At 68.6% G+C, this 21,669-nt stretch carries 20 protein-coding genes; 10 read left to right on the forward strand and 10 right to left on the reverse strand.

Annotation, left to right across the window (positions count from 1 at the left end):
• Positions 1–9 precede the first annotated feature (9 nt).
• Entirely contained in the window at positions 10–987 is a 978-nt protein-coding gene (gene pfkB, locus KXD98_RS00470) for a 1-phosphofructokinase (protein ID WP_260761365.1), read from the reverse strand.
• A complete protein-coding gene (locus tag KXD98_RS00475; RefSeq protein WP_260761366.1) occupies positions 984–1,763 on the reverse strand; it encodes a DeoR/GlpR family DNA-binding transcription regulator in 780 nt (259 codons plus the stop codon). Before KXD98_RS00475 ends, pfkB begins: the two co-directional genes overlap by 4 nt.
• Positions 1,764–1,880: 117 nt before the next feature.
• Here KXD98_RS00475 and ptsP point away from each other — a divergent pair, with 117 nt between their 5' ends.
• Entirely contained in the window at positions 1,881–3,575 is a 1,695-nt protein-coding gene (ptsP, locus tag KXD98_RS00480; RefSeq protein WP_260761367.1) for a phosphoenolpyruvate--protein phosphotransferase, read from the forward strand.
• On the opposite strand, the gene KXD98_RS00485 is transcribed toward ptsP, so the two are convergent.
• The gene (locus tag KXD98_RS00485) at positions 3,572–3,727 is read right to left on the reverse strand and encodes a hypothetical protein (protein WP_260761368.1); all 156 of its coding nucleotides are present in this window, start codon (positions 3,725–3,727) and stop codon (positions 3,572–3,574) included. The genes ptsP and KXD98_RS00485 overlap by 4 nt on opposite strands.
• Positions 3,728–4,138: 411 nt before the next feature.
• Here KXD98_RS00485 and KXD98_RS00490 point away from each other — a divergent pair, with 411 nt between their 5' ends.
• A complete protein-coding gene (locus KXD98_RS00490; RefSeq protein WP_260761369.1) occupies positions 4,139–5,839 on the forward strand; it encodes a GMC oxidoreductase in 1,701 nt (566 codons plus the stop codon).
• Positions 5,840–5,853: 14 nt separating this feature from the next.
• Here the strand turns inward: KXD98_RS00490 and KXD98_RS00495 are convergent, their stop codons facing one another.
• Genes KXD98_RS00495 through KXD98_RS00510 form a run of 4 tightly spaced genes read right to left on the reverse strand, consistent with a single transcriptional unit; the run spans position 5,854 to position 10,569 of the window.
• Complete coding sequence (locus KXD98_RS00495) at positions 5,854–6,477, reverse strand: hypothetical protein (RefSeq protein WP_260761370.1); 624 nt, start codon at positions 6,475–6,477, stop codon at positions 5,854–5,856.
• Positions 6,474–6,848: a hypothetical protein gene (locus KXD98_RS00500; protein ID WP_260761371.1), complete on the reverse strand. Its 375-nt coding sequence runs from the start codon at positions 6,846–6,848 to the stop codon at positions 6,474–6,476. Before KXD98_RS00500 ends, KXD98_RS00495 begins: the two co-directional genes overlap by 4 nt.
• On the reverse strand, positions 6,833–7,924 hold the full coding sequence (locus KXD98_RS00505) for an alpha/beta hydrolase (RefSeq protein ID WP_260761372.1): 1,092 nt from the start codon (positions 7,922–7,924) through the stop codon (positions 6,833–6,835). The genes KXD98_RS00500 and KXD98_RS00505 overlap by 16 nt, the downstream gene beginning before the upstream one ends.
• The gene (locus tag KXD98_RS00510; protein WP_260761373.1) at positions 7,924–10,569 is read right to left on the reverse strand and encodes a LuxR family transcriptional regulator; all 2,646 of its coding nucleotides are present in this window, start codon (positions 10,567–10,569) and stop codon (positions 7,924–7,926) included. Before KXD98_RS00510 ends, KXD98_RS00505 begins: the two co-directional genes overlap by 1 nt.
• 159 nt (positions 10,570–10,728) lie before the next feature.
• Between KXD98_RS00510 and KXD98_RS00515 the strand changes: the two genes are divergently transcribed.
• Positions 10,729–11,697: a pirin family protein gene (locus tag KXD98_RS00515; RefSeq protein ID WP_260761374.1), complete on the forward strand. Its 969-nt coding sequence runs from the start codon at positions 10,729–10,731 to the stop codon at positions 11,695–11,697.
• A 40-nt stretch (positions 11,698–11,737) separates the two neighbouring features.
• On the opposite strand, the gene KXD98_RS00520 is transcribed toward KXD98_RS00515, so the two are convergent.
• Genes KXD98_RS00520 through KXD98_RS00530 form a run of 3 tightly spaced genes read right to left on the reverse strand, consistent with a single transcriptional unit; the run spans position 11,738 to position 15,010 of the window.
• A complete protein-coding gene (locus tag KXD98_RS00520; protein ID WP_260761375.1) occupies positions 11,738–13,912 on the reverse strand; it encodes an FUSC family protein in 2,175 nt (724 codons plus the stop codon).
• The gene (locus KXD98_RS00525; RefSeq protein ID WP_260761376.1) at positions 13,912–14,451 is read right to left on the reverse strand and encodes a hypothetical protein; all 540 of its coding nucleotides are present in this window, start codon (positions 14,449–14,451) and stop codon (positions 13,912–13,914) included. Before KXD98_RS00525 ends, KXD98_RS00520 begins: the two co-directional genes overlap by 1 nt.
• The gene (locus tag KXD98_RS00530) at positions 14,444–15,010 is read right to left on the reverse strand and encodes a TetR/AcrR family transcriptional regulator (RefSeq protein WP_260765462.1); all 567 of its coding nucleotides are present in this window, start codon (positions 15,008–15,010) and stop codon (positions 14,444–14,446) included. Before KXD98_RS00530 ends, KXD98_RS00525 begins: the two co-directional genes overlap by 8 nt.
• A gap of 165 nt (positions 15,011–15,175) precedes the next feature.
• Between KXD98_RS00530 and KXD98_RS00535 the strand changes: the two genes are divergently transcribed.
• The 7 genes from KXD98_RS00535 to KXD98_RS00565 all read left to right on the forward strand — a co-directional run bounded on the left by KXD98_RS00535 (position 15,176) and on the right by KXD98_RS00565 (position 21,660).
• Positions 15,176–15,811: a TetR/AcrR family transcriptional regulator gene (locus KXD98_RS00535; RefSeq protein WP_260761377.1), complete on the forward strand. Its 636-nt coding sequence runs from the start codon at positions 15,176–15,178 to the stop codon at positions 15,809–15,811.
• Between the two features lie 97 nt (positions 15,812–15,908).
• Positions 15,909–16,841 (forward strand): class I SAM-dependent methyltransferase, encoded by a 933-nt coding sequence (locus KXD98_RS00540; RefSeq protein ID WP_260761378.1) that lies wholly within the window; start codon positions 15,909–15,911, stop codon positions 16,839–16,841.
• 79 nt (positions 16,842–16,920) lie between these two features.
• Positions 16,921–18,333 (forward strand): aldehyde dehydrogenase family protein, encoded by a 1,413-nt coding sequence (locus tag KXD98_RS00545; RefSeq protein WP_260761379.1) that lies wholly within the window; start codon positions 16,921–16,923, stop codon positions 18,331–18,333.
• 36 nt (positions 18,334–18,369) lie between these two features.
• Positions 18,370–19,233 (forward strand): SDR family oxidoreductase, encoded by an 864-nt coding sequence (locus KXD98_RS00550; protein WP_260761380.1) that lies wholly within the window; start codon positions 18,370–18,372, stop codon positions 19,231–19,233.
• Positions 19,234–20,196, forward strand: coding sequence for an NADPH:quinone oxidoreductase family protein (locus KXD98_RS00555; RefSeq protein ID WP_260761381.1), 963 nt, complete (start codon positions 19,234–19,236; stop codon positions 20,194–20,196).
• A gap of 5 nt (positions 20,197–20,201) precedes the next feature.
• Entirely contained in the window at positions 20,202–20,903 is a 702-nt protein-coding gene (locus KXD98_RS00560; protein ID WP_260765463.1) for a haloacid dehalogenase type II, read from the forward strand.
• A gap of 22 nt (positions 20,904–20,925) precedes the next feature.
• The gene (locus KXD98_RS00565; protein ID WP_260761382.1) at positions 20,926–21,660 is read left to right on the forward strand and encodes a methyltransferase domain-containing protein; all 735 of its coding nucleotides are present in this window, start codon (positions 20,926–20,928) and stop codon (positions 21,658–21,660) included.
• Positions 21,661–21,669: the final 9 nt, after the last annotated feature.

Consider the following 21,669-nt stretch of genomic DNA (forward strand, 5'->3'; position numbering starts at 1 on the left):
CGTCCGGCGTTACCGGTTGGCAGGAATCGGTGAAATCGGCGACACCACAACGGCATCGAGATCGAGTTCGGTGGGACCGGGCAGGGTGGTCCCGGGCAGGGCCGCCGCGGCACTGCCGTAGGCCACGGCCATCCGCAGCCGCTGCGGCGGCGTGGCAGCGCCGACCTCGGCACGCACGTACCCGGCCAGCGACGAATCACCGGCGCCCACGGTGCTGCGCGGCACGATGGGCGGCGGCGTGGCCATCCACGCCCCGGTCGCATCGACGAGCACCGCGCCGGCCGCCCCCAGGGTGGCCAGCACCGCGCCGATGCCGCGGTCGGTCAACCGGCGCGCGGCCACCACCACGGGTTCGGGATCGCCCTGGGCCACCGCGTCTTCAAGGGCCTGAGGGGATTCGCCGAGCACTCCGGCGAGCTCCTCGGCGTTGGGCTTGATCAGATCCGGGGCGCCGCGGTCCAGGGCGGCCACCAACGCGGCCAGCGGAGCGTCGGAGGTGTCCACCGCGACGCGGCAGCGCTGCTCGGCCATCAGCGCGACCACGTCGGCGTACCAGGAGTCCGGCATACCGGGCGGCAGTGACCCCGACATCACCACCCAGTCGGCGTCGCGGGCGGCCTCGAGCACCGCATCGGTCAGCGCGGTGACGGTGCCCGCATCCAGCGTCGCACCCGGTTCGTTGATCTTGGTGGTGGTGCCGTCCGGTTCGGTGATGGTCAGGTTGGTGCGCGCGGGCTCGGATGTCGGCACCGCGCGGGCCGTCACCGCGGCGGTGTGCAGCGCGGACAGCAGTGGGTCGTTGGGTCCGGCCGGGAGCACTGCGACCGCGTCGAGGCCGGCCAGGGTCAACGCGCGCGCGACGTTGACGCCCTTACCCCCGGCCTGACTGGTCACCGACGTCACCCGGTGCACGGCCCCGCGGGTCAGCGGCGAGGGCAGCGTGACCGTGCGATCGATGCTCGGGTTGGGCGTGACGGTGACGATCACTGGTGGCCTCCTGCGCAGATGACCTCGACGCCCTGCTCGGTGAGCTCGGCGCTGTCGGCGGGACTGATCTCGGTGTCGGTGATGAGGGTGTCGACGCTGGTAATGGGGGCGAAGCTGACGAAGTCCTCCCGGCCCACCTTCGACGAATCGGCCGCGACGACGACGTAGTTGGCCGCGCGGACCATGGCGCGCTTGACCGCGGCCTCGTCGCTGTCGGGGGTGGACAGCCCGTGGCGCACGCTGAGCGCATTGGTGCCGATGAAGGCGATGTCGACGCGCAGGGTGTCGAGCACCCGCAGCGTCTGTTCGCCGACCGCGGCCTGGGTCAGGCCGCGCACCCGCCCGCCCAGCAGCTGCAACGACACCGTCGGCATGGTGGCCAGCCGGGCGGCGATCGGAACCGAGTTGGTGACGACGATCAGCTCGCGGTCGGTCGGCAGCTGGGCGGCGATACGCATGGTGGTGGTGCCGGCGTCGAGCAGCACGGTGGCGCCGGTGAGCGGGAAGAACTCCGCGGCAGCGAGCGCGATGGCGTCCTTGTGCTCGGCGCGGGTGGTGTCGCGCTCACCGACGCCGGGTTCGACCAGGTGCAGGGCGCGGACCGGGACGGCTCCGCCGTGCACGCGGCGCACGATGCCGGCCTTGTCCAGGACCGCCAGATCACGCCGCACCGTCTCGGTGGTGACGTCGTAGGCCTGCGCCAGCTCGGTCACCGAAGCCCTACCCTGGGCGATCACCAGGGACGCGATGGCCTGTTGACGCTCTTCGGGATACATGGAGCTCCGTAGCTGCGGTGCGGGTTTATGTGACTGTAGGTCCGAATTGATGTTGATACATTTGGTTTTACTCGTGAATGTGTTGACTTGTCAACAGTTTCTTGTAACCTGGTTCACATGACCGCGTCGCCATCGCTCAGCTCACTATCCGCCGGCACCGTCCTGCGTGGGGTGCCCGTTGTGGCCGGAGTTCAGTACGCACCCGTGATCCGCCCGGGCAAGCTGCCCGACATCGACGCCGGCGCCAGCCCGGACCTCGGCGAGGCCGACCGGCCCGGCGAAGTCGAGCGTTTCACCGCCGCCGCGTCAGCGGTCGCGACCCGGTTGCGCGAGCGCGCGACCCATGCCAGCGGAGCTGCCGCCGAAGTGCTCACCGCGACGGCGACGCTGGCCCAGGACCGGGCGTGGATCAGTGCGGCGCAAAAACGCATCACCGACGGCGCGCCGGCGGTGCGGGCGGTGACCGGCGCGATCGACCAGTTCGTCGACATGTTCACCAAGATGGGTGGCCTGATGGCAGAACGGGTCACCGACCTGCGTGACATCGGCGACCGGGTGGTGGCCGAGCTGGCCGGCCTGCCCGAACCCGGGGTGCCGGTGCCCGACGTGCCGTCGATCCTGTGCGCCGAGGACCTGGCCCCGGCCGACACCGCCGGACTGGACCCGACGCTGGTCGTCGCGTTGGCCACCACGCTGGGCGGCCCCACCAGCCACACCGCGATCATCGCCCGCCAGCTCGGCATCCCGTGCGTGGTCGCCGTCACCGGACTCGACGACGTCACCGAAGGCACCGCCGTCCTCGTCGACGGCACGCTGGGCACCGTCACCGTCGAGCCGGACCAGGCCACGGCCCGCGACGCGGTCGCCGAGGCACAACGACTGGCCGCCGAGGCGGCCCACTGGTCGGGTCCGGGCGCCACCGCCGACGGGCATGCCGTCGCGGTGCTGGCCAACGTCCAGGACGGCGGGGCGGCGCGCAAAGCCCGCGACACCCCGGCCGAAGGCGTCGGCCTGTTCCGGACCGAGTTGTGCTTCCTCAACCGCGACACCGAGCCCACGGTCGACGAGCAGGCCGAGATCTACGCCGAGGTGCTCACCGCGTTCGGGGGCCGCAAGGTCGTGGTGCGCACCCTCGACGCCGGATCGGACAAGCCGCTGAAGTTCGCCGGTCATCCCGACGAGGCCAACCCCGCCCTCGGGGTGCGCGGCATCCGGATCGCCGAGGGCAACCCTGGGCTGCTGACCCGTCAGCTGGAAGCGATCGCGGTGGCCGGCCAGCGCACCGGCAACCCGCCGTGGGTGATGGCGCCGATGATCGCCACCGCGCTGGAAGCGCAGAACTTCGCGGCGCAGTGCCGCGAGCACGGGCTCACACCCGGGGTGATGATCGAGGTGCCCGCGGCGGCGCTGCTGGCCGACAAGATCTTGGCCCACGTCGATTTTCTGTCGATCGGGACCAACGATCTGGCGCAGTACACGATGGCCGCCGACCGGATGTCGGCTGAGCTGGCCACGCTGACCGATCCGTGGCAGCCGGCGGTTTTGGCGCTGGTCGCGATGACGGTGCGGGCCGGCACCGCGGCCGACAAGCCGGTGGGGGTGTGCGGTGAAGCCGCGGCCGACCCACTGCTGGCGTGCGTGCTGACCGGGCTGGGAGTGACGTCACTGTCCGCGGCGTCCGCAGCGGTGCAGTCCGTCGGCGCGAAGTTGGCGCAGGTGAGTCTGCAGCAGTGCCGCGAGGCCGCCGATGCGGTGCTCGCGACCGCCAGCGCTGCCGACGCGCGGGCGGCAGCGCTGGCAGTGCTGAGCTAGAACCAGACTTTTCGACCGCCGACGGGCCGGCCCACCGCGCCGAGGATGAACAGCACGATGCCGATGACGATGAGGATGCCGCCGATCGTGTAGAGGAACGGCAGCGTGGTGAAGTAGCCGATCAACAAGAGGATGATGCCGAGCACGATCATGGGTGATCCGTTTCTGTAGGTTTCCTGACAACTACGTCCGCGTTGTATTTGCCCACTTCGTCAGTAACGAAACCCTGACGGAATGCTGCGCTGGCAGACCGATGAAACGGAATCGAGTAAAACCGGCGAGTCGGAGTTGGGTGGCGTCCGGGCTTCGCAGACGAAGCCCGGACGTTCCCCCTCCTGAAACACCCCCCGGCGCCGATCAGAACTGTAAGAACAGCGACGTCCTCGGCGCGCGCGTAGTGCACTACCTGTTTCTGCGTAGGCCCGCAGACAGCGCTGTCGCTCACTGCTGTCGCGAGGGGATCGGGGCTCTGATCAACGGCGCCACGGCGCGCGCCATGCGTAGTCTTCTTCTTCACGACGCGCAGAACCCCGACCGCCGGGGTGGTGCTGGGGGGCAGCCACATGAGCTTGTCGATCGGTGACGTGCCGGAGAAGACCGACTACCTGGTCATCGGAACCGGTTTCGGCGGTTCGGTGATGGCGGCGCGGTTGGCGCAGGCAGGCCGCCAGGTGTGCGTGCTGGAGCGGGGCAAACCCTACCCGCCGGGATCGTTTCCCCGCACACCCGACGGTCTGGCGGCCAACTTCTGGGATCCCGGCCGCGACCTGCACGGCATGTTCGACGTTCGGTCCTTCATCGGCATCGACGCAATCGTGGCAAGCGGTCTGGGCGGCGGATCGCTGATCTACGCCAACGTGATGCTGCGGATGGAGCCCGACGCCTTCACCCAGCCGCACCCGGACAATCAGACCCTCTGGGAGAATTGGTCATTCGACTACGAGGATCTGGAGCCGCATTACCGTGCCGTCGAGCGCTTCCTCGACATCCAGACCGTGCCGGTGGACCACGCCGATTTCGACCTGACCAAGACGCGGCGGTTTCTCGACGGATCGGACGGCCAGGCCGAACTGGCCAGCCTCGCGGTGCAGTTCCGCGGTCCCGATGGCCGGCCGGTGGTCGGTGGCGAGATGCCGAAAGCGCACTACGGCAACATCTTCGGAACTTCTCGGCGCACATGCAAGCTGTGCGGCGAATGCGACATCGGATGCAACGAAGGTGCCAAGAACAGCCTCGACCACACCTACCTGTCCGCCGCGTCGCACTGGGGTGCGTCGATACACACGATGACCGAAGCGCGCATCATCGTCCACCGCCGCTGTGACCCCGACGGCTACCTGTTCGAGGTCGCCTACACCGTTCATCCCTGTGACCCGGCCGACGAGACCGGATGGCGGTGGGTGAAAGCCAAGCAGGTGATCCTCGCTGCGGGGTCGTTGGGCTCGACCGAGCTGCTGCTGCGCAGTACCGCTGGCAATCACGTGCGGTTGCCGTATGGCGTGTTGCTGGGATCGCGATTCTGCGGCAACGGGGACCTGCTGGGCTTCGCAGTGCCGCGCACCGCGTCGCAAAACTTCGAGGGGACGCGGGGGCCCGTGATCACCGCCTACCGGCACCTGCGATACCGGACCGAGCGCGACAGCACGGGCCTGCGCGCCGACGTCGACATGTACCTGGAGGACGGTGGATTTCCCCCGCTGATCGCCTGGCTGGCCACCATCGGCGACCCCCGGCTGCTGCTGGGCAACCTTGCCCGAGGCGCGGCGCCCTATCTGTGGGGTCGGTTCCGAAACGCCCATGAGACCAACGTGTCCGCACTCGTGGGCGGTCTGCTGAAAGGCTCGGCGGCCGCGCGGGCTCTGCCGCTGCTGGGGATGGGACGCGACACTGCGGATGGGGAACTGTTCCTCCGTCGTGGTGGTCCACTCGACAGCACCTGGCGGCTGAAAAGCTCGCGCGCCTACTTCGAGCAGGTGCACACCCAGATGCGGGCGATGGCGGCCCGGCTGGGCGCCCGGTACGTCACCAACCCGCTCTGGGGCCTCAACCGGGTGATCACGGTGCATCCGCTCGGCGGATGCCCAGCCGACACCTCACACTCTCGCGGTGTGGTGGACCGATTTGGCCGCGTTCACGGCGTGCCAGGCCTGCGGGTCTGCGACGGCTCGGTGTTCCCCGGTCCGATCGGCGCCAACCCGTCGCTGACCATCGCCGCGTTCGCCGACTGGTCAGCCACTCAACTCCTGGACGAAACAGACGTATGAGCTGACGGCGCGGTTCACCACCGCGCGCGCAACAGGTAGGTCTTGGCCAGCCCGGCGAGAAAGAACCGGGCGTAGCTGAACACCAGACGCGGTGTGTCCAGAAAGCCGACGTCACCGTGCGCCCGCATCGTGGTCAGTTGCGCAAGGAAACCGGAGGGACTGAGCCGGACGACGCCGGCCGCGCCGCGGGGACGCGCCGATTCGGGGTCCTGCGGCGACGGCGGTGTCTCGTCGACGAGTGCGAGGTGCAGCGTGGTGGTGTCCCGCCACAGCCGCCACGGCCAGCCGGGCTCGAGGATCTTCCGTGCGAACATCCGGTAGACCCGGTCGTTGTTGAATATGACTGCGGTATAGACCATCTGCTGCACCGGTCGGCCGTTGTGCCCGGCGCCGCGTTCGAAACAACTGAACTGCCCATCGCGGGACAGAAAGTGCCCGCCCAGCACCGGAATGACCAACTCGACGCGCAAGCTGGCGCAGTGCCGATCGGCGCCGACGAAATCGGCCACGTCGTCGATATCGACGCGCGCATGCAACGACACTGCTACCGCCGTCGCGGACGCGTACCCGGCCACCGGATCGGCGCTGCGCAGATCGATCAAGCCGGTCATCGTCTCCCGGAACCGCAGGCCCTTCACTGGTTCTGCCGTGCTCGATTGGCCATCACGGCGAACCACCCGGCCACCGCGCACCACCCGGCCGCCCACGCCCACACACTGCCGAGGGGGACGGTGGGCCTGCCCCACAACAGAATCAACCCGATGACCGCGGCCACCAACGCCGCCACCGCCAGCCAGCGAAGGCCCGACAGTACCTCGGTGCCGACCATGACGGCGGCCAGAACTGTGGCCGTGATCGCCCAGGACCTGGCGTCAGCCGGCGTCATCGTCATCACGGTCTGACCGCGCAACCCCGAGCCGAGTCCAGAGCCAGCAAGCACCGAAAGGCAGAGCAACAGAACACAATTGCTGAGCATCAGCGTCTTCGGCATGGTCAGTCCCGCAGCCATCCGAGGATATGCGGGAATACGTCGTGGGCAGCGTACTGGCCTAGGAAGATGTCGAGATGGCCGTATCCGCTGAAGGTGTGGAAGCGGTGTTTGTCCGGTGTGTGACGGTCCAGATAGGCGAAGCTGCGCTGCATCCCGGACGGATGGAAGGTGCGGTTCTGCGTGCCGGTGATCAGGGTGAACACGGCGTCGGTCTTCGGGGCGTCGACGCCCAGGCGGTGCGGCAGTTGCGGATAGTTGCGTGCGGTGACCAGGTGACCGGCCACCAGACAGTCACGCGTCTGCCGGAACAGGCTCACCGGGACGTGAGCGAACTCGCCCTTGATCCAGTCGTGGGTGGCGTCGTCGAGGTTGTCGTGGTCCCACATCGTCGGGAAACCGAACCCGTAGACGAAGCTCGAATGCTTGCACACCGCGTTGCGGCACTCGTGATGGAAGGCGCGCACCATCCAGTCCATCACCTTGGGCAGTACCCGCGGGGCGTACAACCCGTACTGCGGATTGAAGTAGTCGGTCAAGTTTCCGAAAGTCCACAACGCCAGCGGCAGCTTCACCATGGCGGCGCGCCGAACCCGGGGGTGCAGAGCTGTCGAGTTCGCGACCACCCGGGTGACGTCGGGCAGCAGGCCCGCGGTGATCGACATCATGAAAGCGTGCGATCCCTGACAGTGCACGACTGCTTTGACCTTGTCGTGGCCCGTGCGGCGGGTGATCTCGGCGACGGCAGCGGGAAAGTCATGGACCGCAGCATCATCGAAGGTGTACTGCGACGGTTCCAGATCGATGCTGGCCCGCCAGTTGAGCATCCACACGTCAAACCCGGCAGCGGCGAGCATCGCCGGCAGCGTGATGATGCTCGGTGAACAGAACAGGTTGGCGCGCACACCAGAGCCGTGCACGAGCATCACGGGCCCCAGGTCCGGTGTGCCGGGCGCGCGCGAAAGATGCTTGAAATTCAGCGTGAAACCGTCACCGGCGGTGAACCACACCGTCTCGACCGGCGCGAGCGTGCCACCGTGCGGTGCGCGCAGCACTATCTCGGTATGCGCGGTGCTCAGGTGCGAGGTGAAGGACATCAGCGTGCCTTCCGGGTGGGGCCGTTCGGCACGTCCTGAAGGTGGCCCGCGGTGACAGCGGCCGCGAGCTGGCCGCGATCGGCGACCTCGAGCTTCGAACACGCCCGGTAGACGTGCCCTTCGACGGTGCGCACCGACACGCAGAGCCGGTCGGCGATGTCCTTGTTGGACAGGCCATGCGACACCATCACGGCGACTTCGCGTTCCCGGCCGGTCAGCGGCAACGGCTGCAGAAGGCGCTCCAGTGCCGGTGTCGACGGCCGTCCGCAGCGCTGTGCCCGCTGCACGGCAACCGATTTCGCGTCAGCCGCGGCAGAACGCTGCCCAGCGGTCTCGAACGCTGCCGCGGCCTGGGCCGCCACGTCCGCGGCTGCGGCGACCATGCCGATGTCGGCGAGTTCCTGGGACACCGCCTGCAGCCGGTCGCCGTCATGGCGGCTCAGCGCGTGGGCGTGGGCCCGCAGGATGGTCTCGAACCGGCACGACGGCGGTCCGTCGGCATCGAGGACGCGACGGGCGGTGCGTCCGTCGCCCAGGCGCAGCCCGTCCTGCAGCGCGCGAAGTGCGATGGCCTTCTGCTCGGTGCCCGTCGCCGCGGCTGCTGCGTCACGGGCAGCGCTGATCGCCCCCGGCATGTCACGTGCCGCTGCGCGGGCCCAGGCCTTGGCCAGGGCCAGTTCGGGCGCGTAGAGCCGTGCGCGCATCCCGAGGTTGGCCTGGGCCCGCTCGAGGTGTGCGGCTGCCTCGGCCGCCCGACCCAGCTGACCCAACGCTGTTGTGACGTTGACCAGTGCGAGCGGACCCCACGAGTATCCGGTCGTGGTCAACGCCGCGGCGGCCTGCTGCAGCAGCGACACCGCCTGGGGGAGGTCACCGCGTGCGAGCAGGGTGTGAGCGAGCAGCACCTCGCCGATCGCCCGGCCGGGCTGTGCGAAGCTGGCGAAGCCGAGGTAATGCCGGGCGATGTCCTCGGCAGCGGCCAGCTCACCGTCCATGATCATCGCGGTGGTCTGTCCGAGACCGATGGTGAAGCGAAGCAGGCCCGGGTGGCTGGCGGCCAACCCCCGTTCGGCCAGCGTCGCAACCTCGGCGAACCGACCCAGCCGAGCCGACGACAGGGTGGCCGTGGCCGACGCCCACGCCACAGCCAGGTCGTCGGCGTCGGGCGCAGCGAGCACGTCGGTGGCCAAATCCGCTGCCCGGCGCGGTTGCCCGGAGCTCATCGCGAAGGTGGCGCGCAGGGCGTCGATGGTGTGCAACGCCGCGGGCAGCTGGAGCCGGTTGCGCACGTTCTCGAGGAAATCGATGGCGTTCTGCGAATCACGCAGCATCCAGAACTGGTTGGCAGCCTTCGGTAGGGCCCACGCCATCAGCTCCCACTCGGACAACGACTCCGGGTGCACCGGATCCAGGACGTCCTCGGCGTCTTGTCCACGGCCCTGCCAGGACAATGAGTGGGCCAACGGCAGACGGGCCGCAATGTCACCGGTCTTGTCGAGCGCGGCGCGCGCGAACTGTTCACCAAGGACCAGATCGCCGAGTTGCATTGCCTCCCAGGCAGACGACACCAGCTCCGACGGTGCAGGCGCAGAATCGGTGTCGAGTGCGAGCGCCGCCAACCGCAGCCGGTCCACGACATTGCGCGCCGGCGCACTGGCGAGCTGTTGGACCAGCTCGGTGCGTCGCCGACGCGCCGCCAGCCGTGGCGTCGAGGCCCGCACCGATTCGGCGTAGAGCGGATGCGCGGGAAAGATGAGTATCTCCCCGTGGTGGTCCTGCGCGGTGATCGCGTGGGCGGCTTCGGCGTGTTCGACCGCATCGATCCCGCACAGCTCGGACAGGTCGGACAGACGCAGCGGCTCTTCGACGGCGAGGTATTCCAGCACGGCGCGCACCGGTGCGGGCAACGCATCCAGATGCGAGTCGATCAGCGTCGACAGTTGCGGAGTCAGCGGCGCGGTGCCGCGCATCTGCCACACGCCCTCGACCGGCCGTAAGGCGCCGGAAGCCAATCCGCCTTCCACCAGATGGCGAAGATACAGCGGGTTGCCACCACTGAGTGTGTACAGCCGCTCGGCGCTCGCGGTCTCGATGAGCCCGTCGAGTACGGCGCACAGCAGCGCGTCGGTCTCGTCTCGGGTCAGCGGCTCGAGGTCGACGCGGGCCAGGACGCGGTCCTTCCACAGCGCGGTGACGGCGTCGGGCACCGGACTTTGGCTGCGGACCGTGAGCAGGATCCGGGCCGAGCCCGCCAGCGCCAGTTGATGAATGAGGGTGGCTGACAGCGAGTCGAGTTGATGCGCGTCGTCGACGGCCAACAGCAGGCCATCGCCAGTGTCGGCGAACAGGGCGTGGCGAGCCGCTTTCAACAGCGTGACCGATTCGCCCGACGCCGAGCTTTCGATGAGGTGACTGAAAGCGCCCAGCGGGATGTTCTTCGCCGAGGCCGTCCCCGCCGCCCAGTGTGTGGTGGTGCCGGCGTTCTCCGAGACGTACTGCTCGACGACTGAACGCAACGCGACCGTCTTGCCGACACCGGCGGGTCCGACGATGACGGCGCCGAGTTGCGCGCCACCGGCCATGGACTCGACCAGTTCACCGAAGCCGTCATTTCGCTGGGCCGTGATCCAGCGAGTCCCCCTCATTCGGAGATCGTAAGCGAGCGCGACGCTGGTCACCGAGGCAATCGGCCGATGTCAGCCGTAACGCCATCTGCCATTGGGCACTGGCGGAATGGCCGCCATCGGTTGCCGAGGGCAGCCGCGCTGCGGAATTATTCGGACTATAGTCCGGTTGCATCAGGCATGCCTGCTGTCACAGCCGATACCCTGACCCTCCCCCGTCTGGCCGGCCCATCCGCGTCGGACACCGAGCGCCCGGTGCGCTCGGTCACCGCCGGACCGACCGGCTTCGAAGGTGAAGGCTTCCCAGTCGTCCGGGCCTTCGCCGGCGTCAGCCACCGTGACCTCGACCCTTTCGTCCACATGGACCAGATGGGTGAAGTCGAATACGAGCCCGGTCAGCCCCGCGGCACCGATTGGCACCCGCACCGTTGCTTCGAGACGGTGACCTACATGATCGACGGGCGCTTCGCCCACCAGGATTCGCACGGCGGTGGCGGGCTGATCACCGACGGCGCCACCCAGTGGATGACCGCCGGCTCGGGCATCCTGCACATCGAGACACCGCCGGCCGAACTGGTCGAGAGCGGCGGACTGTTCCACGGCATCCAGCTGTGGGTCAACCTGCCCAAGAAGGACAAGTTCGCCGCGCCCAGATACCAGGCCATCGAAGGCGACCAGGTCACCCTGCTGGCCTCGACCGATGGCGGAGCGCTGGTCCGGGTGATCGCCGGCGAGGTCGATGGCACCAACGGCCCCGGCGCGACCTATACGCCGATCACCATGGCGCACGCCACGATTGCCCCCGGCGCACTGCTGAACATGCCGTGGAACCGTGACTTCAACGCGCTGGTCTACGTGTTGTCCGGCCGCGGTTCTGTCGGGCCGGTGGGACATCCGATCCGTCAGGGACATCTCGCGGTGCTCGGACCAGGTGACCGCATCACGGTGGCCGCCGAACCGACCCAGGACGCGCACCGTCCGGCGCTGGAAGTGCTGCTGCTGGGAGGAAGGCCGATTCGTGAACCGGTCTTCCAGTACGGACCTTTCGTGATGAACTCCAAGAGTGAGCTCATCGAAGCCGTCGAGGACTTTCAGGCCGGCAAGTTCGGCACCATTCCGCCCGGCGCGCTGATGCCGCACCATCCGTAGCGGCGAAAGTGCCGCTGCGGTAGTGGATTCAGCGGTAGAACTACCGTGGCGGCACTTTGGCTGACGGGTCGGGATCGGGCTGCAGCGGGTAGATCAGCTCCAGCTCGCCGAGCAGCGCAGCCACCGTGAGCAGTGGCAGCGCGGCGGCCACCCCGAGGTCGTCGTGGCGGACCTCGGAGCGCAACGCGCACACGAACTCGTCGCTGATCGGCGCCGAGGGCCGGTCCGGGTGCGGCGTCCCGCACGCCCGCGCGTACACCGCCTCGGTGTGCGATTCGAGAACCTGCCGGACGCCCGGATAAGCCGTCAACGGCGGCGGTGTCGGGATGTCGGCGATCAGGTCGGCCGCCGAACGCAGCCGGATGGCCCGGTTGAACGCCCGCACCACAGGGGCCCGAAAGTCCGTCTCACCGCTGCTCTCCGAGAGATACTGGCGCACCGCATCATCGATCACCCGCGAGGCGTTCAGGGCCTGATGACCGGCCGTCGCGACCTGATCGGTGCGGCCTTCGAACGCGCCTCGGGTGATGCGCAGGACCGCCACCTGCAGATAGCGGGCGAAGATGCTGCGGGCCGAGTCGATGGCACGGGTGACCGATGCGGTGGCGCCCCGCGGCCACAGCAGTACCGACACCGTCACACCGACCAGCGCGCCCACCACCACGTCCTCGACCCGGATCAGGCCGACCTGCCACCCGCTCGGCGCGATCAAGTTGAAGAAGATCAGCACCATCATCGTGAACGCGGCCTGCCCGGCGGTGAACGACGCGATCTCGGGCACATACGTCGAGCCGAACACCGCCAGCGGCATCAACACCCACAGCACGGCAGGGTCGACACCGACCACCGCAATCAGCAGCGCGCCCAACAGGAATCCGACGCCGGTGCCCAACACCGCGCGCCACACCCGCGTCCCGGTGGTCAAGGCGCTGCTACGCAGCACCGACAGCGCGCCGAGCACCACCCAGAACCCGTGTTCGACCGGGAACAGGTGGGTGACCGCGACCGCCGCGGCCAAACCCAACCCGGTGCGCAGCGCGTTGCGCAACGCCACCGCCCGGTTGGCCACAAACCCCGCCGTGATGTGTGCGAGGGCAACGGTTTCCGGCAGTAGACGGTCCGAGGCGCCGGTCGGTGGCAGCCGCAACCCCAGTGCCCGGGCCCATACCGGCCGGGCATCGGCCGCGGCCGCGGCGACGATGATGCGCCCGGTGGCTCCGATCGTGGCGGCCACGGTGCGTCGCTGCAGCAACAGGCGACCAAGGGTGACCGCCTGCTCGTCGTCGGCGGCCCCGAGGATCGCCTCGAGGTCCTCCCGCCACCGGCCCTGCGCCACCGTGCGCAGCTCGCTGAGCGCGGCATCCAGATCGGCACGGGCCGCATCGCGGCGCGCGGGACGGGAGATCCGCAGCACCGCCGCGGCCGACCGCAGTACCGCCACCACCGCGGCTCTGTCGCGCAGTGGCACCCCGGTGTCGTGACCGATCCGTTCGGCGACCCATTCCAGGTCGTCGACGACGCGGACCAGCGCACGGCTGCCGGCCGACAGGCCGACCGGCCGGAAGTCGGCGTTCAGGAAGGTTCTACGAAGGGCGTCCATCGCTGCGGTGACGTCGGCGGCCGAGGCTCGACCATCGAGCCGATCGGCCAGCGCCTGACAGGCCCGGGCGGCACGTCGGCGCAATTGCCCGTGGTGGCGCGGCGGGAGCACGAACAGCGCCGCCGGCACGCACACCGCCAGCGCGATGGCCCAGCCGAGCAGACGCTCGCCGATCGGCCCGACCGGGGTGCAGGCCGGCAGCACGAAGACCATCAAGGTGGCGCGCTGGCCCGCGGCCAACGTCTCGCTCAGCACACCGGAGAAGGTGACCACGACGCCGAGAACGAACATCACCAGCACCGCCGGCCCGGCATACGGGGCCACCAGGGTGCCGAGCGTGATCAGGACGAAGCCGTTGACGCCCAGCCCCGCGTAACCCAGCGCGCGGCTCTGCCGGTTGCCCGGAAAGTCCGAGAGCACCAGCAGGGCCACCGAACCGAACAGCGTGAACAGCGGCGTCTGGGCGGAGTCGCCGGCCACCGCGAAGCTGACCGCCGCAGCCAGCGGCACCACCACCGCGGCGCGCACGGCCCGCCGCAGCGCGTCGTTGTCGGGGTCGCGGTGCTGCAATCTCCGGGAAATGCGCGCCCGCCCGCCGACCGCGCGGGTGGGCATCAGTGTGCGAACACCTTGATCGCGATGACCAACAGACCCAGCCCGGCCAGCGTCACCACGGTCACGATTTGCTGCCACAACGGCAGCCGGGTGCGGCGCACCGCGGCCAACGCGATCACCCCCAACTCGAACACCAGAATCCACTTCGCGATCCACATCGCGTCGTCGGTGTCGAGCAGTCCGATACCGGCGGCGCCGAGCACCACCAACGGAAGGACACTGGCCTGCAGGATCTGTCCAGAGGACTGCAGGACGCGCAGACGCTCGATGCCGCGCGGCGACTGCCCGTGCACGCTGAGGTGCGCGACCCAGTCGGCCAGCAGACTGGCCGCCCACAACCCGCCCATCGTCACCGCGACGTCGAGCATTCGGGCCCAGGCGCTGGTGTCCTCCCCGGTGTAGCGGGTCAGCACCGCCAGGGTCGCCAGGCAGGAGATCGCGCCGTAGAGGCGTTCCCGCAGCATCGCCACGACGTGCGGGATCGGGACATCCCCGCCATCGCGGTCGGGCCCGGAGGCATGCTCGGTGGCTTCAGTCATCGTCGGGTACCGAGGCGAATCGGCCGGAGTCCAGCGTGTCGAGCATCTGGTCGACGATCCACCCGAGCCCGGCGAGATCGGCGGGCAGGGTGGCCTGCTCGTAACCCACCAGCAGGTACACGCCCCACGCGGCGAACAGCTGCGCCTGCCGCGGGTGGTGCAGGATCTGCAGCGCGCAGTCATGCAGGGCGTCGAAGCGCTGACGGTCGACGGCGGCCTGTACCGCACGCACGTCCGGGTCGACGGCACTCCAGGCCCGGATGGCGCCTTCGGCACTGTGCGGCAGGGTCAGCCCGTTCTGGATCAGCCGGTCGATGCGCAGCCGCGGATCGGGTTCGGAACCGGCGGCCTCGATCACCGCGTCGGTCGTGCTGTCGCGCCAGTGCATCACCAGCTCGCGGGTGTAGGCCGACCAACTGGAGAAGTAGTGGTAGAAGGAACCGGTCGTGACCCCCAACCGCTGACACACCACGGCCAGCTTCAAACCGCCGTAGCCCAGATCGGCGAGCACCGTCAGCCCGGTTTCGAAGAACGCCTCCCGCGACGACACCGCCCCCACGGCCGCCACCCTAATTCCCCCTCGGTGGTGCTGTCGGGGCGTCGCGTCGATTACCCGTCCGAACACCCGCGAGAAGGGCGCGCCGCGGTTTGCTGAATCGTCGCCGCCGCGCGCGTCGCCGCGCCGGGCGAACCGGTCCCAAGTGGCGTGTGGCACAATTTGACCGTGCCGTACACGGCGAGTCGAGGGCCAGGCCGTCCTCCCGCAGCGAAGGCCGCGGAGACGCGGGAGCGCATCGTGCGCGCTGCTCGTGAAGTTTTCAGCGAACTGGGTTACGACGCAGCCACTTTCCAGGCTATTGCGGTTCGTGCCGATCTCACGCGTCCTGCGATCAACCACTACTTTTCCAGCAAACGCGTGCTGTGGGCTGAGGTGGTGCGGCAGACCAATGCCTCGGTTGTTAGCGCCGGCATTGCCCGCGCGCACGATCACACCCGTCTGGTGGACCGGCTGGCGGCGTTCCTGGTCACCGCCACCCAGGTCGATTCGGACAACCGGGGCGCGGCGGCGTTCCTGGTGACCTCGGTGCTGGAGAACCAGCGCCATCCCGAGTTGATCGACGACGAGCACGACCCGCTGAAGAACTCACGGGCGTTCGTCGGCTGGGTGGTCGAGGACGCGATCACCCGGGGTGAGCTCAGCACCGACACCGATATCGAACAGCTGGTCGAGATGTTGGTTGCGGTGTTGTGGGGGATCGGTTTCTACGCCGGTTTTGTCGGTGATCAGACCAACCTGAGCTCGGTCATCCACAAGCTGGAACTGCTTCTCGCGCACAAGCTTTGGAATATCAGCGAATAGTCCTCAGGACAGCGGACCGATGGCGGCCGCTGCGGGCCGTCATTTTGTTAGATAGACTTCCCAAGTAACGGTCTGCTGCTGTAGGAGGTTCTCGACCATGAGTTCACTGCGCACCGATGACGACACCTGGGACATCGCCTCCAGTGTCGGCGCCACCGCGGTCATGGTCGCCGCGGCCCGCGCCGCCGAGACCGAGCGCCCGGACCCGCTGATCCGCGACCCGTACGCCACCCTGCTGGTCACCCATGCCGGAACCGGAGCCTGGGAACACATGCTCGACCGGGCCCTGGTGGAGCGGATCACCGAGGCCGACCCCGAGATCGGCGCGTTGTTCGAGCACATGGGCGCCTACCAGGCCGTGCGTACACACTTCTTCGACCGATTCTTCGCCGAGGCCGCCGACGCGGGCATCCGCCAGGTCGTCATCCTGGCTGCCGGTCTGGATTCCCGGGCGTTCCGGCTGTCCTGGCCGGCCGGTACCACCGTCTTCGAGATCGATCAGCCCAAGGTGCTGGAGTACAAGGCCGCCACCCTGTCTGCCCACAGTGTGGCCGCCACCGCGCAGCGGCGCGCGGTCGCCGTCGACCTGCGACAGGACTGGCCGGCTGCGCTGAAGGCCGCCGGTTTCGACGCCACAGTGCCCACGGCGTGGCTGGCCGAGGGACTGCTGATGTATCTGCCCGCCGACGCCCAGGACCGGCTGTTCACCCAGATCACCGACCTCAGCGCCGCCGGGAGCCGGGTTGCCGCCGAATCGATGGGCATCCACGCCCCGGACCGGCGCGAACGGATGCGGACGCGATTCGCCGCCGTCACCGCCGAACTCGGGATCGACGAACCGATGGACATCGCCGAGCTGACCTACGACGATCCCGACCGCGCTGAGGTCGCCGACTGGCTCAACCGGCACGGTTGGCGGGCTGCGGCCACCGCGTCGCGGGACGAGATGCGCCGGCTCGGACGCTTCGTCGAGATCGCCGACAGTGACGAAGAGTCATTCTCGACGTTCACCACCGCGGTGCGGGGCTGAGCACGGGAAGGCGACCTGTTCACCAACTGGATGGTTGGCTACCATGCGGGTACTCCGAGGTCAGGAAGGAGACCCCGCCATGACCACTGAATCTGCCGCCCCGGTCCACACACCCAACCCCACCAGCACCGACATCCCCGCCGTCGTCGGCCGGCTGCGCAAGACGTTCGCCACCGGGCGTACCCGCAGCGTCGAATGGCGCAAGAATCAGCTGCGCGCCCTGGAACGCCTGATGACCGACAACGAAGGCGCGATCGCCGAGGCGCTGGAGAAGGACCTCGGCCGCGCCCCGTTCGAAGCCTGGCTCGCCGACATCGCCAGCACCGCCGGCGAGGCGGCCTATGCAGCCAAGAACGTGCGCAAGTGGATGAAGCGCCGCTACCGGATGCTGGAGATGTCGCAGCTGCCCGGCCTGGGCTGGGTGGAGTACGAGCCCTACGGCACCGTCCTGATCATCGGCGCATGGAACTTCCCGTTCGCACTCACGCTGGGCCCGGCCGTCGGCGCCATCGCCGCCGGAAACACCGTGGTGCTCAAACCGTCCGAGGTTGCCCCGGCATCCTCGGCGTTGATGGCCGAGCTGGTGCCGCGCTACCTGGACAACGACGCGATCGCCGTGGTCGAGGGTGACGGCGCGGTCAGCCAGGAACTGATCAACCAGGGATTCGACCACCTGATCTTCACCGGCGGCACCGAAATCGGCCGCAAGGTCTACGAGAGCGCGGCATCGCATCTGACGCCGGTCACCCTCGAGCTGGGCGGCAAGAGCCCGGTGATCGTGGCCGCCGACGCCGACATCGAGGTCGCCGCGCAGCGCATCGCCTGGACCAAGCTGATCAACTCCGGCCAGATCTGCATCGCGCCGGACTACCTGCTGGTCGAGGCGCCGGTGCGGGACAAGCTCGTCGCCGAGATCCGCAAGGCGGTCGACAAGTTCGAAGCCGGCAACCCCGGCGGCAAGAAGATCGTCAACGAGCGGCACTTCAACCGGCTGGCCTCGGCACTGGCCGCCACCAAAGGCTCGGTGGCCGTCGGTGGCCAGACCGATGCGGTCAACGTCAAGATCGCCCCGACCGTCGTGGTCGACCCCGACCCCGCCGAGCCGCTGATGACCGACGAGATCTTCGGGCCGATTCTGCCGATCGTCACCGTGAAGAACCTCGACGAGGCCATCTCGTTCGTCAATGCCCGGCCCAAGCCGCTGGCGGCCTACCTGTTCACCAAGTCCAAGGCGGTGCGCGAACGGGTGATCAAAGAGGTCCCGGCCGGCGGCATGGTGGTCAACCACCTGATCTTCCACTTCGCCACCCACAAGCTGCCTTTCGGCGGTGTCGGGCCGTCCGGCCTGGGTGCCTATCACGGCAAGTTCGGCTTCGAGACTTTCAGCCACAGCAAGTCGGTGCTGACCAAGCCGACCCGACCCGACATCGGCGCCTTCATCTACCCGCCGTATACAGAGAAGGCGTGGAAGCTGGCGCGCAAGCTGTTTTAGTTGTAGCCGGACCAAAACTTTCAGAGAGGAAGATCAGTGCCAGGAGTGCAGGATCGCGTCATCGTCGTCACGGGTGCCGGAGGTGGTCTGGGCCGTGAGTACGCGCTGACGCTGGCCCGCGAGGGCGCCAGCGTCGTCGTCAACGACCTCGGCGGAGCACGCGACGGAACCGGCGCCGGGTCGGCCATGGCCGACGAGGTGGTCAAGGAGATCAAGGACGCCGGCGGGCGCGCCGTGGCCAACTACGACTCCGTCGCCGAACCCGAGGGTGCGGCCAACATCATCAAGACCGCTGTCGACGAGTTCGGCAAGGTCGACGGCGTGGTCAGCAATGCGGGCATTCTGCGCGACGGCACCTTCCACAAGATGGAGTTCGCCAACTGGGACGCCGTGCTCAAGGTGCACCTCTACGGCGGATACAACGTGATCCGGGCCGCCTGGCCGCACTTCCGTGAGAACGGCTTCGGCCGGGTCGTCGTCGCGACCTCGACCAGCGGTCTGTTCGGCAACTTCGGACAGGCCAATTACGGGGCCGCCAAGCTGGGCCTGGTCGGGCTGATCAACACGCTGGCCCAGGAGGGCGCGAAGTACAACATCAAGGCCAACGCGGTCGCCCCGATCGCCGCGACCCGGATGACCCAGGACATCCTGCCGCCGGAGGTGTTCGAGAAGCTCACCCCGGAATACGTGGCGCCGATCGTGTCCTACCTGTGCACCGAAGAGGTGCCCGACACCGCGTCGGTGTTCATCGTCGGTGGCGGCAAGGTGCAGCGGGTGGCGCTGTTCCAGAACAGCGGGGTGACGTTCACCGAGGTGCCCTCGGTCGACGACGTCGCCGCCAAGTGGGGCGAGATCACCGACCTGTCGGCAGCCGAGCGGGCTACCTTCAGCCTCGGCTAGATGAAAGCCCTTGTCGCACAAGAGCTCATCGGCCCTGCTGGACTGGCCTACACCGACGTCGAGGATGTCTGCGCTGACGATGCGGTGGTGCTCGACGTGGGTGCGGCCGGTGTGTGCTTTCCCGACCTGCTGATGCTGCGCGGCGAGTACCAGATGAAGGTGCCCGCCCCGTTCGTCCCAGGACTCGAGGTCGCCGGAACGGTGAGGTCAGCACCGGAAGGCTCGGGACTGGATGTCGGACAGCGGGTCTCGGCGTTCAGCCTGCTGGGCGCCTGGGCCGAGCAAGTGGCGGTGCCGGTGGGCAGCGTGGTGCCGACCAACGATGCGCTCGACGACGGGTCGGCGGTGTGCCTGCTGGGCAATTACTACACGATGTATTTCGCGCTGCACCGCCGCGGCGGGTTGCAGCCCGGTGAGACGGTGTTGGTGCTCGGGTCCGGCGGTGGAGTCGGCACCGCTGCGGTGCAGATCGCGAAAACATTGGGCGCCAAGGTCATCGCAATGGTGCACCGGGCCTCGGCCCGCGAGTTCGTCGAATCGCTGGGCGCCGACGTGGTGCTGCCCTTGACCGAGGGCTGGCTCGATGCCGTCAAGAGTGAGACCGGTGGCCGCGGTGTGGACCTGGTGGTCGATCCGATCGGCGGAACGGCCTTTGACGATGCGATAAGAGCCCTGGCCACCGAGGGCCGGTTACTGGTGATCGGCTTCGCCGCCGGTGGCATCCCGACCGTCAAGGTCAATCGACTGTTGTTGCGCAATGTCAGCGTCGTCGGCGTCGGCTGGGGTGAGTTCGTCAACCGCACACCGGGCGCGCAGGCCGAGGTCGGCGCGGCGCTGGCGGGTCTGGTCGCCGCCGGGCTCAGACCGCCCGCCCCGGTGCGTTTTCCGCTGTCCGACGGGGTGGCGGCGCTGCAGGCACTCGCCGACGGCACGATCCACGGAAAGCTCGTCCTGGAGCCGTGACCGGCATGCCGATCCGCGCGCTGGCCTTCGACGTGTTCGGCACGGTGGTGGACTGGCGCTCCAGCGTCATCGCCGAACTCACCGACTTCGGCGACCGCAACGACGTCTCGGCGGACTGGCAGCGCTTCGCCGACGACTGGCGGGCCGGCTACGTCCCCGCGATGGATCGGGTCCGTCGCGGTGAGTTGCCGTGGACGCGACTCGACGATCTGCATCGCGGACGCCTGGTCGAACTCCTCGACGGGGCCGGAATCACCGTCGGCGACAACGAGATCGACGACCTGAACCGGGTGTGGCACCGGCTGGACCCGTGGCCGGACTCGGTTGCGGGCCTGCAGCGCCTCAAGCAGCGCTACCTGATCACCACACTGTCGAACGGCAACGTGTCCCTGCTGACCCACATGGCCAAGCGCGCCGGTCTGCCGTGGGACTGCGTGCTCTCGGCGGAGATCTTCCGGCACTACAAGCCCGACCCGCAGGCCTACCTGGGCTGCGCCGAGATCCTCGACGTCGCACCCGAAGAGTTGATGCTGGTCGCCGCGCATCCGGCCGACCTGCGCGCCGCACGCTCAGCGGGGTTGCGCACGGCGTTCGTCTTCCGTGCGCTCGAACACGGCCCCGAACGCACCTTGCGCAGACCGGCGGCCGGCGAATTCGACATCACTGCAGATGATTTCCACGACCTCGCCGACCAGTTGGGTATCTGAGCTGCGCGCGTAACGTGGTGTCATGAGTGAAGTCACCACGACGCTGCCGCCCGCACTGCAGAAGGCGTTGCGGCTGCTCACCGACCCACCGGAGAATCCCGACGCCAGCCGGGGATATCTGGACCTCGTCGGGGAGCAGCCCGCCGCGCAGAAGAACACCGGCCCGATCCAGGCGCTGTGGGCGTCGCGGCTCGGATCGCTGTTCTATGACAATGCCCAGACGGTGATGCGCCGGGTGCTGACGGCCTGGCACCAACCGACGGAATGGCTCAACCTGCCCGTCGGCGGCGTCGCCCTCGACGTCGGCAGCGGACCCGGCAATGTGACCGCAGCGCTGGGGCGTGCGGTCGGCCCGGGCGGGCTGGCGCTGGGCGTCGACATCTCCGAGCCGATGCTGGCCCGCGCTGTGGCCGCCGAAGCGGGACCCACCGTCGGATTCCTGCGTGCCGACGCGCAACATCTGCCGTTGCGCGACGAGTCGGTCGACGCGGTGGTGTCGATCGCGATGTTGCAGCTGATCCCGGAACCGGCCACCGCGATCGCGGAGATGGTGCGAGTGTTGCGCTCCGGCCGACGGATCGCGGTGATGGTGCCGACCGCCGGTCCGGCCGCGGCCCTGTCCCGGTTCCTCCCCGACGTCGGTGCGCACCTGTTCGACGACGACCAGTTGGCCGATACCTTCGAGGAGCTCGGTCTGGTCAGCGTGCGCACCAAGGTGATCGGGACCGTGCAGTGGGTGCGAGGCCGGAAGCCCTGACCGCCTAAG

It is taken from the genome of Mycobacterium sp. SMC-4 (assembly GCF_025263265.1).
GTDB lineage: Bacteria > Actinomycetota > Actinomycetes > Mycobacteriales > Mycobacteriaceae > Mycobacterium.